The organism is Gardnerella sp. DNF00983, from assembly GCF_049244265.1.
GTDB lineage: Bacteria > Actinomycetota > Actinomycetes > Actinomycetales > Bifidobacteriaceae > Bifidobacterium > Bifidobacterium vaginale_J.
This window is the reverse complement of record NZ_CP058392.1, coordinates 987,213-1,000,302: the sequence shown is the minus strand read 5'-3', so window position 1 is coordinate 1,000,302 and position 13,090 is coordinate 987,213. Positions and strand designations below refer to the sequence as shown.

Sequence of the window (13,090 nt, the reverse complement as noted above, 5' to 3'; positions counted from 1 at the left end):
ATGACATGAATGTAAAATATGGTAGCGTATTTACAAATCCAGAAGTTTTAAACAGACTCGCGCAAATAGAACAATCTCCCCAAATACAAGGAAAATTAAGCGCTTTAAAAGAAGGCGTAAAAAATAATTCTTTTGATCCAGTTCGTTTAATTCCATTAATACCTGTAGTAATGGTTTTAGGCACTTTGTATAACTATTTTCCAAATATTGATTACTCTCGTTACAAATATTATTTGCTAATAGTAGGTGTTTTTGTTGTTTGCTTTGCAGGTAAGTTTTTTGTAAATAATAAGGTTGATGTAGACGCTCTATATGATGATAATGTTTTAACGCCGATTTTGAATGCGATTCTGCCTGGAACAGTATTAAACAATTCCGAAGGAATTGACAGCAGCATTTTTAATAATCTTCTGCCAATATCTAGTAGGTATTATTCAAGTAAACACATAATTTTTGGCGATGAATTTAAAACTGAATTTTCAAATATGCAAGCAATTCACTTTTCTAGAAGTGAAAGTGGAAAAAGTGTTAAAAAAACGGATTTTATTGGGCAAGTCTTATTAATAAACTCAAAAACCAACATAAATGGCCACATTAGAATCGTCCCCGTTACTGGAAAGAACTTTATGGGACAAAAACTAAATGGATACTATGGTAAAAAAACAAAAGAGGAGAGCGAAGTTCAAACAGAATCCATTGAATTTAATAACTCCTATTCAATCTTTTCTACAGACGATTTTTATACAAAGCTTGTATTAGATCCAAGTTTTATAGAACTAATGAATAATTTGCAAAAAAGAATGCGAGTTTGCTTATACCTAGATAGCGAGAGTATTGTTGCAGCCTTTGATTCTGGTCGGTATTTATTTGGTGCTCCAGGAAAATCTGGAGTAGAAAACTTATCTTTAATAAGAGAATATGCAAAATTTAGAGATATTTTGGCTGAGTATTACGAAATAATTAACGTAATTAGAGAGAAATTAAAAAAGTAAAAATTACAAAAGTAGAAACTAGTAAATTGCAATACTAGCGAACTAAAAAAGTAGAAAAGACTAGAACTAAAGGAGACGTTATGGGTGACGTTATGGGTGACGTTATGGATGAGAACACTGTGCTAATTTGTATTGCAATAGTGCTTGTAGTGCTTATTGCTTGGTTTATTGGCAATTTAAATAGATTAAGAAAATATAGGGTGATTATAGAAGAGTCACAGAAAAACGTTGACATTGCGATTGCCAAAAGATACGACACGATTTGCCAAATGCTTAAAGTTGCGCAGTCGTTTGCAAAGTATGAAAAAACGACATTAGTGGATTTGGTTAGTTTAAGAGAGGGATTGGGTTCAGCGGATTCTAGTTCGGCAATAAAAAACCAGAATCATGCAATAGGGAAGATTTATGCTTTGGCGGAAGCTTATCCGGAATTAAAGTCTTCTGAACAATTTTTGAACTTGCAGGAAGAAATAAATGACGAAAATGAGCAGCTGGCGGCGGCAAAAAGAATTGTTAATAGTAATATCAGTACTCTTAATCAAAATATCGTTACCTTCCCAGTCTCGCTTATTGCAAGCCTAAGCGGAATAAAGCAGATGGATTTTATTAGTGAGGACGATTTAAGCAATAAGAAGAATATCGATAACATATTGGGTTAGTGAAAATGTTTAGCTAGATAGCATATCTCAAGTGGCCAATCGTTGTAAATTTGCAGCGATTGGCTACTTTGCGATTGGTTGATTTGTGATTGGTTGATTTGTGATTGGTTGATTTGTGCTTAAAAATAAACGCCAGGGAGTTTATTTCAACTCGACTGGCGTTTATTAGTTTTATTTGCGTTATTCGCTAGTTGCGTTTTTTACTTGCTGTGTTTGCCAATGCGCGTGCGTTTAAGCGAAAGTGCGCCGAAGGCTGACAGCAAGAACGCTAATCCAGCACCTGCAATGTTTGATGTTTCAGAGCCTGTGCTAGCAAGCGGTTCATGCGTTTGTGGAGTTTGTGCTTCTTCAACAGTCTCTTCTTGCGTTGGTTCCGGTTCTGGCGTTGGTTCTGTCACTTCTTCCGGCTCTGGTGCAGGAATTATAGGCGCTGGAATAGGCTCAGGCTCCGGCTCTGGAGTCGGAACAGGAGTTGGAACAGGAGTTGGTTTCGGTTCTGGCTTTGGTTCCGGCTTAGGCGGTTCGGGTTTCGGTGCTGGCTGTGGCTGTGGTTCCGGTTGTGGCTGTGGTTGTGGCTGTGGTTGTGGTTTAGGTCTCGTCACTGTTAATTCCGTCTTACTTATTCCCATAGTTTCCGTAAACGTACCGGGTACATGACAAGTCTCTATCCTATAAACAGGAATTGTGCGACTTGTTTCGCCTTCCTTCCAGTCTGTAATGTTAGGAATGCCGCTAATACTATTCGTAACAAAATCGAACGTTAAGCCGCTGAGACCATCTCCACCAATCGTTACCGTATGAAGGTTCCCACGTGTATCGTTATACGTTTTCGAGCCGATTGTGGTTGCGGCAACCGCATTAAAAATTTCTTGATATTTTTTGTATTTGAAGAACCATGGCGTTTCTTTAATACCATCTACAACCGTAGGTGTTGTTTCGTTAGCCTTTATAGTTTTGAGCGTGATATTGGTATATTTCCTTGCAACAACCTCTGTATTTTCCTCATTAAATGGGATAGTACACGGTTCTGCGATTAGCACGTTATTAATAGGATCATATTTGAGATAGTTGCTATATGCTGCTGCTTTATACATATCAGCACTGGTTACTTGCCAGCGTATATATTCTTCAGCCTTATCAGTTGCAAGTCCTTCAGCCAATTTGTTAGTGCTATCAGTAAATTGCGGCGGTTGCTTCTTCGTAGGGTCTAGAACTGGAGTTTGTTGTGGCTTACTCACTGTCCATTCAAACTGGCTTAAACTCATGGTGTCTGAGCCATCATTGCCCTTATGGATTGTTGCCATATAGATAGTAAGTGTACGAGTTGTTTCGCCATCATTCCAATCTGTGATGGTAGGAGTGCCAGTGATGCCTTGTTTTCCAAAGTCGTATTTCAGACCAGTTAGACCCTTGCCGCCGATTCTTTGTTCAACGTTGTTAAAATTATACGAACCGATTGTCGTTTGATTAATTTCGTCCCAGATATCCGCATACTGCTGATACTTGAAGAACCACGGGGTTTCTTTAATACCCTCTACTACCGTAGATTCCGTTTCGCCAGCCTTTAGTGTTTTGAGTGTGATATTGGTATATTTCCTTGCAACAACACGTGAATTCTCATTCTTAAACGGCTCCGTGCTTACAGTTGTAGTTAGCTTTTTCGTATCAGGATTGTAGTTAAGATAATCAGCATATGCCGTCATTTGTTCTGAACTAGAGTTGGTGGAGTTGTTTATTGCTCGCCAGCGAACATAATTACCGCTTGCATCGGTCGCTAGTGCTGCAGATAGTTCATTCCTATCAAACGTAAATGTCTTTGGCTCAATCTTATGATTCTCCGCGCCTGCGGTCTTAAATGTTGGAACAATCTCTTCTTGGAGTTGCTGTCCATTCTTGCTATACATACGAAGTCCCGTAACGCGAATAGTAGCGTTAGGATGTTCGCGCGCTGCACTCGTGCGCCATTTGAACGTGTAGCTATAATCTGCTGAGCGCGTTACCCAAGAATCATACGCAAGTTCATATTTATCGCCGTTTTTATACTCGACGTGTATGGCTTCCATGTAGTCCTTACAATTGCCGTACTTTGTCGATTGTTCTAATGTGATTTCTTTACCGCCGCGTATGAACTTTGGCTTAATGGTAACTGCTACACCTGGCTCTACCTCTGTCATTTGTGGATATGAAACAGTTTCTTCCTGAGAGTCTGCTTTTTCTGTTGTAGCTTCTGTTTCCGTAGTCTTAGCAGTTGTAGTAGTTGTAGTAGATGGAGTTACACCGCGGTATTCTGCAATGCTGGCTTTATTTTCGCTAGATTTATTATCTTCTGTTTTATCGTTGCTAGTTTTATTTTCGTTAGCTTTATTATTGCCAGTTTTGGCGTTATTCTCTAAATCATTTTGATTAGTGAGATTTGCAGGGGGGGGGGTAGTTGTTTTTATGTTATTTGCATCAGTGCCAGCAGCGTAAGCGGTTTGGCTCATGCATACTGCGCAAGCTGCCGTTGCAATACCCATCATTGTCGAAGTCAGAATAATTTTCGCTGCCTTATTCATAAAACACCCAACTCTCTAATCAACTACCTAATCAACCATCTAACTAGATACCTAAATAAATTTATTTTATTTTGTTTCGAAATATACAATAAATGTATAATAAATTCGAAATTTGCATATTACATTATAATGTTTTTGATAAAGAATAAAAGTGTTTATCGATAATTTTATCAATAAACACTTTTATGTTTCGAAATGCTTAATCTCTATTAAATATTCAACTAAATATTTAGCTAAATAATACGAGATGTTTAGTAGCTAATATCAGAAATAATCTGCTAAATAAACTGCGATATTACAATGCCGGCAGCCATAAGCGGAATATTGAAAATAAGGAATGTTGGAACGCAAGTATCCCAAATATGACTGTGCTGACCGTCTGCGTTTAAGCCGGAAGTAGGTCCAAGCGTAGTATCGGAAGCAGGGGAGCCTGCGTCTCCGAGAGCTGCAGCGGAAGACATAAGAAGAATCGTTGCAGGAGTGCTGAAACCAATGCTCTGGCAAAGTGGCACGAACAAAACCGCAAGAATAGGAACCGTGCCAAACGAAGTGCCAATTCCCATAGTCACAAGCAAGCCAATAAGCGTAATAACAAATGCGGCAACAAGTTTGTTCTGTCCCATAGAAGCTACGCCAAAGTTTACAAGCTCCTCAACTCCGCCTGTAGCTTGGATCACGTTAGCATATCCGCCCGCAATGAGCATCACAAACGCAATAAGACCCATGAGTTTTACGCCGCCAGTAAGCTGATTGTCAATGTCGTTCCACTTTATTGCTCCAAAAATAATCATGGTTGCAAGACCTGCAATAGACGAAAGCGAAAGATCCTTACTAATAACTTGCACTACTACAACAACAATAATTGCGAGAATAGTCACATAATGGCGTAAATTAAGAGGTCCGACAACAGCGTCGGCTGCGCGAGTGTCAGTTTCTGTAGTTTTGTATTCGCGAGGTTTTCTGTAAAGCACAAAAACTGCAAAAAGTAGTGATGCAAACATTGCAAGACCTAAATACCAGTTCACAGCACTAACGTCTGCAACACTAACCTTCATGCCGTTTTTAGAAAGATTCGTAGCGATAACAGTTTGGAAAATAAGACCAAAGCCAAACGGAATAGCAATATACGGAACTTCAAGACCAAAAGCAGTGCAGCAGGCAGCTGCTCGGCGGTCAATCTTAAGTTTGTTCATAACTTGCAAAATCGGCGGAATAAGAATAGGAATGTAAGCAATATGAACCGGCACAATATTTTGAGACATGCATGCAATAATAGTTAGTACCGCAAGTAGAGCGTACTTTTTCATGCCAATGATTGAGCTAATTTTTTTAGAAATAATTTGAGCTAAGCCTGTTGCAGTAATTGCTTCCGCAAAAGTACCAAGCAAAATGTAGGCGAGTGCAGTTTGTGCGTTGGTGGAGAAACCGTCGCAAAGCAAAGCCATAATTGTGTGATTTCCGTCACCGAAAAGAGGAAGATGACCGGCAATGCCGCCTGCAATGCAAGCTACTATCATTGATAGCAAAACATTAAGTTTTGCAAGACTAAGCGCGCATAGCACTACAACCGACACAATAACCGGATTAAATATAATATTTAAAATTTGCAAACCTAGCATGCCGTTCACCCCTTTAAATGCTTGAATTTTAATATATTGTTTGAAGCAATACGTTTTATTTCGTATTGCTTATGCTTGTATTTTTGCATATGTATTCCTACATATGTATTTCTTACATTTAGTAATTAAGGACAATATAGCATGGAAGTGTTTACAACATGTTTCTTAATTAAATATAAAATATAAACAATTAAATAAAAAAAATTAGATTAACTCAACAATTGTTTACCCAAAAGAGTACTCTAAAACATTAGTGGTGAAGAATTAATAATAATCACCAAATGTCCGGTTTTGCACCGTTTTATGCAACATTGCAACGTGAGTTTACCGCTTAAAAATGGCGATAAAGCAATGTGAAAATTAAAAATTGTTTTGCTAATTGTGAAAATCCAAAAATAAACAATAAACAACAAACAAAAACAACAAAAAACTAAAAAATTGAAAATTGAAAATTGAAAATAGTTATTTAGAGTAAGGAGGAATGCCTGGCGCTCTAAGCGGAATTTAGATACTGCGTTGTGTCTAAGCAATAAGCATCAGACATACAAATTATGCAAGAGGAACAAATGCTTTTAGAAGCTAAAGAATTAGGTTTACAAAGATTTAGAAGAACACCATTTTGGGATGTGTCGCTAAAAGTTGCACCTCATCAAATCGTTGCAATATCAGGCGAACACGGCTCTGGAAAATCAGCTTTGCTACTTGCACTGTCTGGTTATATGAAATTTACGAACGGAACTCTTACTATTGCGGACGCAACTCTTCCTAACGATTTCCACGAATCTCGGCAATACGTGGGATTGGGATTATTCAACGGAATTAACGAATTCTACAAAACGCAAACAATAGAAGAAGTTCTTATGAGCGAGTTGAAACTCGCATCGCGCTCGCCTCTATTTTTGAAGCAATACAAAAATGATGTAAAAAATCGCGAAGCTTTACAGCAGTACGCTTACAACGTGCTAGCTCAATGGAAAGTATTTTCTCCTCACGAAACAGCAATAGGAGAGCTGACTCCATGCGAGCGCATGCGTTTGGCAATTGCGCTTGCTTTGTTAAAAAAGCCGTGGCTTCTATTTGTTGATGGAATTGAAACGGAGCTTACTAGTGAGCAAAGTGAATGCTTACTTTCCGATATTCGCGCATACGTTAGTAAAAACTACTGCTCTTGCCTTGTTGGAGTTTTGCAAAGTGAGTTAGAAAAGCAAGCGGATCAAGTCTTAAGACTAAGTCCAAATCATGGGGAAGTAGAAAATTCTTATATTGATTCACAGCTTGGTACAAGTGAAGCAAATGGTGGTGAAAACAATGCGCGTTAATACTCTTGCTCTTGCATTTCGTGAGCTTAACAATACATTGAAAGGAAAAGCTCGAAAGCTTATTATTGGAACCGTAGCTTTGATTCCACTTTTATACGGATCGCTTTATTTATGGGCATTTACTAATCCTTATAAGACTTTAAATACTGTGCCTGTAGCTGTTGTTGTTGAAGACAATGGCGCTATGATTAACGGCAAAATGCGAAACATTGGAAACGAAATTAAAACTCGCTTAAAGAATCAAAAAGACGGCAGCGAAGGATTCCAATGGAATTTTGTTAATAGTGATGAAGCAAACAAAGGTCTTAAAAATGGCAACTATTTTATGGTAGCAACCATTCCAGCTTCATTCAGTAAATGCATTGCTTCTGCGCAATACGATACTCCTACTAAAGCAAAACTCCATGTGAAATACGATCAAGCAAGTAATATGCTTGCTTCGCAAATTGGCAAAACTGCTTTCCATACTATGCGTAGCGAAATTAGCGAGGCGATTGCTCAAGAGTATTGGGAGAATATGTTTGCGAAAGTTAATTCTGCTTCTGATTCTCTTGGTGCTGCAGTAAATGGTGCTGGTGCTTTGCATGAAGGCTCACAATCTTTGCAAACTGGAATAAATAAGCTTGCAAATGGATCTAATCAACTTTCACAATCTTTGCGAAAACTTCAAGGCGGATTAAGTGAGCTCCAAAAAGGAGCAAATACTCTTTCTAAAGCAAACGCTAGAAGTAAAGCAGGCGCGCAATATCTTGCACAAAAAACGCAAGATTTAGCAAACGGAGCTCAACAATTAAGCGAAGGAACTCAAAAACTATCTGCAGCAACAAGCGAATTCTACAATGGTGCGCAAAAGCTTGCTGCCTCTAGCAGCGAATTAGAAGAACACGTTAAAGCTGGAAACGCTGAAACAAAAGCACAAATTACTGGTCTTCTTATGAAAGCGCAAGATCCTAGGGTCACTAAGGAAGACGTGCTTGCTAGCTTGCAAGGTTTAGCTGGAGGATTAAGTGAAAATTCTGATCTTCTAGAAACAAATCTTTCTGCTTTAAGCGCTGGAGCAGACAAGCTTTCTGCTGGAAGTTTGCAAATAAAGGGCGGAGCTGACGCAATATCTCAAGGTATTGAAGCTGTTAATACTGGTTCAAATAAGCTTGCTGCTGGAGCGAATAGTCTTGCTGAAGGTTTGGCTCAAGTAAGTAACGGTAGCGAGAAACTAAATAATGGTGTGAATGCAGCGTCTCAAGGTTCAGCGAAAATAGTGAACGGTTCTGATCAGCTTAATTCCGGAGCTAAGAAGCTATCGGATAATACTCCAAAGCTGGTTGAAGGCGCAAAAAAGTTGCATGACGGGCTTAAGAATTCTCAAAAGTCTGGAAAAATCAACAATATTGTTCAAAAAAGTAAGATGATGAGTGCGCCTGTTTCTTTGGAAGAACACGAGTATTCTCACGTTGAAAATTACGGAACAGGTTTCGCTCCTTACTTTATTTCCATAGGCCTTTGGGTCGGCGCTCTTATGGCAACCTTTGTTTTGAGAGTTATGGATAGGCGAGCGATACTAAACGGCATGAATCCGCTTAAGAGCGCGCTTATTAGCTTGACGCCGTTTGTGCTTATGGGCGTTGTGCAAGCTGTAATTCTTATGGGCGTAGTGCACGTTGTGTTAAAGCTGCAAATTGACAACGTTCTTGCGTTCTACGGTCTTGGAATTATTGCATCCATAATGTTTATGGCAATAATGCAAATGATTATGGTGATTTTCCACATACCAGGGCGAATAGTTGCAATTGTGCTTCTTATGTTGCAAATCACAAGCTCTGCAGGAACGTTCCCAGTACAAATGACGCCGGCATTCTTTAGAGCTGTTCACCCATACTTGCCAATGACGTACTCGATTATGGGGTTGCGTCAAGCAATGGCTGGAAAGAACAGTGGTGAAATAGTTTTCGGCATTGAAATGCTTGTTCTTTTCGGCGTTATTGCGATTGCTATAACAAGCATTGCCTGCCGCATGAAGCGTACTGTAACGATGTTTGATTTGCATCCTGTGATAACGCTTGAGGCATAAGTGTTCATGTAGGCGCGATAATTAAAATCCCCGCAGCTTTTGTTGGTTGCGGGGATTTTTTAGTGAATCTAGTTTAATTTAGTTACTTTATAAATACGTTATCTGACTTTAGAAAGTAGACGCGTAGACTTCGGCAATTGCAGATTCGTCCATGTGCATGTATGAATTCTTCAAAAGTCGCTGCTGCTCTTTAACAACGCTCGAAGCCCAGCTTTGAATCATATCCTCGGTCATGCCATACTCGTGAAGCTTGTGCTTAGGAAGAATCGTGTTAAGAACTTCGTCAAGCTTGTCTAATACGTCCGCTTTTTGGCATTCAAGAATATTTGTCATGAAGTCGAAAAGCTTAGAAAGTTCAGTGTTTTTGGCGCTGGTGCTGTTTGCTGCGTCGTGCTTAGCATAGTATCGCAAAACGCTTGTAAGAAGCGCAGCATTCGTTTCGCCGTGAGCCACGTGGAAAGTGCCACCAAGCGGATAAGCCATCGCGTGAACGCAACCGCAACCAGCGTTACCAAACGCAATGCCAGCGTAAAGGCTTGCCGAAACCAAATCGCTTACAACTTGGCTTTTTGCGCTGCTGCCTTCCTTCACAACTCGCATATAACTTTGCAAAATAAGTCCGCAAGCCTTGTAGCTAAACATTTTTGTAAGCTCGGTTGCAATAGGAGAAAGTGCGGACTCAATCGAGTGTGTAAGAGCGTCAATAGAACTGGTTGCAAAAACGTAATCCGGCAGGCTCTTTAACAATTCCGGAATAAGAACCGCGTCCGTAGCATAGCAAGCATCGTTCGCCAAACCCTTCTTGGTATTGCGCTTAGTAAGCGAGAACACGGCAACGTTCGTAACTTCGGAGCCAGTGCCGCAAGTAGTTGGAACAAGAATAAGATCCGCGCCTTTTTGTGCAGGAATCTTGCCGTCAACTAAGTCTTCAAGCGGGCTTGTTTGCTTCAACGCACAAACCTTCGAAATATCCAAAACAGTGCCGCCACCAATGCCAATCACGCGCTTTGGAGTGGTGTGAATGTCACTAACGATTGCATCAACCATTGCGTCGCTCGGCTCGCCCTTGCCGTATTTCTCTTGGAAAATCACGTCGCAATCAAGATTCAAATCGCCAAAATAAGGCTCCCAAATGTACTGGTTTGTAATAACCAAATCACCCTTACCAAGCTTGAATTCTTGCGCAAAGTCGCGTGCTTGCTCGAACTTATGAATAGTTGGTTTAATAGAAAGCTGCTTCATCCTAGACTCCTTTGTTTTAATCTGCATGTCTTACGCTAATATGCGCGTCGTGTGCGCGCTTTTGTGCGCGGATGATTAAAAAACCAAGCAACTGCTCCATTATAGAACAGATTGCTTGGTTTAATAAATGCGATTTAAGCTAATAGCAGAAGCTAATTGCACAGATTAATCATCAAAAGTTACAGATACTAATCATCCCTTCAACAAAGCCGTGTAAGCAGCCATCGTAATGTAGTTGTATGGCTGGTTGAAGTGAGGCATGAAGAAGATGTCGCACAAAGCAAGTTCCTTAATCGTTACTTTCTTTTGAATAGCCAGCGAGAACAGGTGAATTGCGGCAGACATATCGTAGTTAGAAGCCAACTGGCAACCAACAATAACCTTCGTATCCTTCTTGTAAACGATGCGAATCTTCACCTTTGGATTCTCAACTTCCATAAACGCAGGCTTTTGAGTATCCTCAAAATCAACGTAATCAACGTCCATGCCTTCTTTTTGAGCGGCAGTCAAGCTCAAGCCTGTGCAAACAAGCTTGTAATCGTAGATCATCATTGCGCTAGAACCTTGCACGCCCTCGGTTTCTACAGGAGTTCCGCAAACGTTGTGACCTGCAATCAAGCCGCTTCGAACGGCGTTAGTAGCGAGCGCAATGTAGTTCACGCGGTCTCGAGCGTTGTCGTAGATTGTAGCGCAGTCGCCAATTGCGTACACGTCTGGGTCGGAAGTTTGCTGCTTCTTGTCAACGAGGAAAGCGCCGTTAGCATACTGCTTTAAGTGATCTTTGCCAAGCGCAACGTTTGGATGGAAGCCGATAGCGCAAATCACCATGTCTGCATCGTAAGTGCCTTTGCTTGTTTTAACAGCTTTTACTTCAGTTTCGCCAACAATTTCTTCAACAGTTTGACCAAGTTCAAACTTAATGCCTTTATCTTCCATAATTTGCTTCAAATTATCGGAAAACTCTGGGTCAAAGTAGCCGTTAAGAATATGGTCTTCCATGTCAATAAGAGTTACGTTCTTGCCAAGGCGCTTAAAAGCTTCCGCAAGTTCCACACCAATGTAGCCTCCGCCGAGAACCACGACGTTACGGAAATCGCGCTCTTGTAGCTTAGCGATAACAGTTTGAGCATTCTGGAAAAGCTTTACCATTTGTACGTTTTCCAAGTCAATGCCCTTAATGCGAGGCTTGTTTGGAAGGCTGCCGGTAGCAAGAACCAGCTTGTCGTAAGAATCGTGAATAACAGTGCCGTCTTTAAGTTCGACTGTTACTTCTTTCTTTGCGTAATCAATGTCTAAAACTTTACTTTCAAGATTTACCTTAGCGCCTTTTTTAACGAAATCTTCTGGCTTCTGATAGAACAGTCCGTCGCTGCTTTGAATTTGCTTGCCAATCCACAAAGCCATGCCGCAACCAAGGAAGGAAATATTACTATTCTGATCGTAAATTGTAAGCTCGTTTCCTGGGTAGCTCAAAATGGTGTTAGCGCAGGCAGTGCCGGCGTGATTTGCGCCAATCTGAATGATCTTCGTCATCGGTAATCTCTTTTCGTCGTTGAATCTAGTTTTAATTTTGTTTATTTCTGTTGAATTCTGCTGAAATTAATTTAATTTAGTTTAATTTAATTCCGCTAAATTCTGTTGAAATTATTGTATGTGCTTCAACTGCTTTGTTTAATTCACGCTGCGGCGCGAATGCACATCCAATGCACAATACTATTACACGAATGCGAGTCTTACCAATTTTGATTTTGTGCGTGTTGTGGTGGTGTTGTGTGGTGTGTGCTATTGAAGTGCGCGTATATGCAATTATGTATTTGCAGTTCGTTTCTTGATTGTTTATTCTCTACGCTCGCTCAAGCACGCGTTCAATAGCGTTATTTTGCGAAAGAAGATACACGCAATACTGGTTCATGCTTATGCCTTCGGCTTGAGATTGCTCAGCCAATTGCCTGTGTAATTCTTTAGGGAGACGCAGTTTGAATTGACCAGAATAGTCATTCAGCTCATGGTAAGACGGCTCTTTTATGTTGATTTTGCTTTCAAGAGCTGCTTCAATCCAAGCGTGTTTAGCGTCCTGTGCATTTGCTGCTGCTTCCTGTTCGGAGTCTCCCGAACTTATGCATCCTGGCAAATCAGGGTAGTAGGACACAAATCCGCCTTCGTCTGGATCCTTTACAATTTCCAACTTATACGGTAGTGACATGTAGTAGCTGAGTGTTTTATTTGTTAATGTTTTTACCATATCCAATTTCCTACTTTTTACTGTTTTTCTTCTTCTGCTGCTTCTACTACAGCTTTCACCATTTCTACGTATATCTTTTTTATTGGTTCATGTTTTGGAATTGTTATTGGGTTTGCGTGTTCTTTGCGAAAAGTATAATGGCTACTTCCGCTTCGTGGATTGCACATCTCATATCCGTAGGATTCCAATACTTTTCTCAATTCATCAAATCGCATATCTTTGGATAGGCTAAGTATTTTCCTAAGTAATTTGTCCCATTGTGACATTTAGCTCCCCAGTAAAATAGCGTATTTGATGTGTTTATAAAAGTATAAGTGGTGTTATATATGGTGTCAATGGGTTAATGTACTACAATTTGTAGAATTGTATAAAATACCCCAAAACAGCCACTTAT

At 40.1% G+C, this 13,090-nt stretch carries 10 protein-coding genes; 4 read left to right on the top strand and 6 right to left on the bottom strand.

From position 1 onward, the window contains the following. Positions 1-5: 5 nt before the first annotated feature. Complete coding sequence (locus HXT34_RS03705) at positions 6-992, top strand: DUF3137 domain-containing protein (protein WP_421784417.1); 987 nt, start codon at positions 6-8, stop codon at positions 990-992. An 80-nt stretch (positions 993-1,072) separates the two neighbouring features. Beyond that, the gene (locus HXT34_RS03700; RefSeq protein WP_415686955.1) at positions 1,073-1,651 is read left to right on the top strand and encodes a LemA family protein; all 579 of its coding nucleotides are present in this window, start codon (positions 1,073-1,075) and stop codon (positions 1,649-1,651) included. 200 nt (positions 1,652-1,851) lie between these two features. Here HXT34_RS03700 and HXT34_RS03695 read toward each other — a convergent pair whose 3' ends face one another. After that, complete coding sequence (locus tag HXT34_RS03695) at positions 1,852-4,206, bottom strand: hypothetical protein (RefSeq protein WP_421784415.1); 2,355 nt, start codon at positions 4,204-4,206, stop codon at positions 1,852-1,854. 278 nt (positions 4,207-4,484) lie between these two features. After that, a complete protein-coding gene (locus HXT34_RS03690; RefSeq protein WP_415687780.1) occupies positions 4,485-5,825 on the bottom strand; it encodes a Na+/H+ antiporter family protein in 1,341 nt (446 codons plus the stop codon). Positions 5,826-6,376: 551 nt separating this feature from the next. Between HXT34_RS03690 and HXT34_RS03685 the strand changes: the two genes are divergently transcribed. Beyond that, on the top strand, positions 6,377-7,144 hold the full coding sequence (locus tag HXT34_RS03685) for an ATP-binding cassette domain-containing protein (protein WP_421784413.1): 768 nt from the start codon (positions 6,377-6,379) through the stop codon (positions 7,142-7,144). Further along, positions 7,134-9,212 (top strand): YhgE/Pip family protein, encoded by a 2,079-nt coding sequence (locus HXT34_RS03680; RefSeq protein WP_421785449.1) that lies wholly within the window; start codon positions 7,134-7,136, stop codon positions 9,210-9,212. Before HXT34_RS03685 ends, HXT34_RS03680 begins: the two co-directional genes overlap by 11 nt. Before the next feature lie 108 nt (positions 9,213-9,320). On the opposite strand, the gene HXT34_RS03675 is transcribed toward HXT34_RS03680, so the two are convergent. The 4 genes from HXT34_RS03675 to HXT34_RS03660 all read right to left on the bottom strand — a co-directional run bounded on the left by HXT34_RS03675 (position 9,321) and on the right by HXT34_RS03660 (position 12,962). After that, complete coding sequence (locus tag HXT34_RS03675) at positions 9,321-10,454, bottom strand: 4-hydroxybutyrate dehydrogenase (RefSeq protein WP_421784411.1); 1,134 nt, start codon at positions 10,452-10,454, stop codon at positions 9,321-9,323. Positions 10,455-10,646: 192 nt separating this feature from the next. Then, complete coding sequence (nox, locus tag HXT34_RS03670; protein ID WP_415686949.1) at positions 10,647-11,987, bottom strand: H2O-forming NADH oxidase; 1,341 nt, start codon at positions 11,985-11,987, stop codon at positions 10,647-10,649. Positions 11,988-12,297: 310 nt separating this feature from the next. Next, a complete protein-coding gene (locus HXT34_RS03665; RefSeq protein WP_415686947.1) occupies positions 12,298-12,696 on the bottom strand; it encodes a toxin-antitoxin system HicB family antitoxin in 399 nt (132 codons plus the stop codon). A 17-nt stretch (positions 12,697-12,713) separates the two neighbouring features. Next, the gene (locus tag HXT34_RS03660) at positions 12,714-12,962 is read right to left on the bottom strand and encodes a type II toxin-antitoxin system HicA family toxin (protein ID WP_415683481.1); all 249 of its coding nucleotides are present in this window, start codon (positions 12,960-12,962) and stop codon (positions 12,714-12,716) included. Positions 12,963-13,090: the final 128 nt, after the last annotated feature.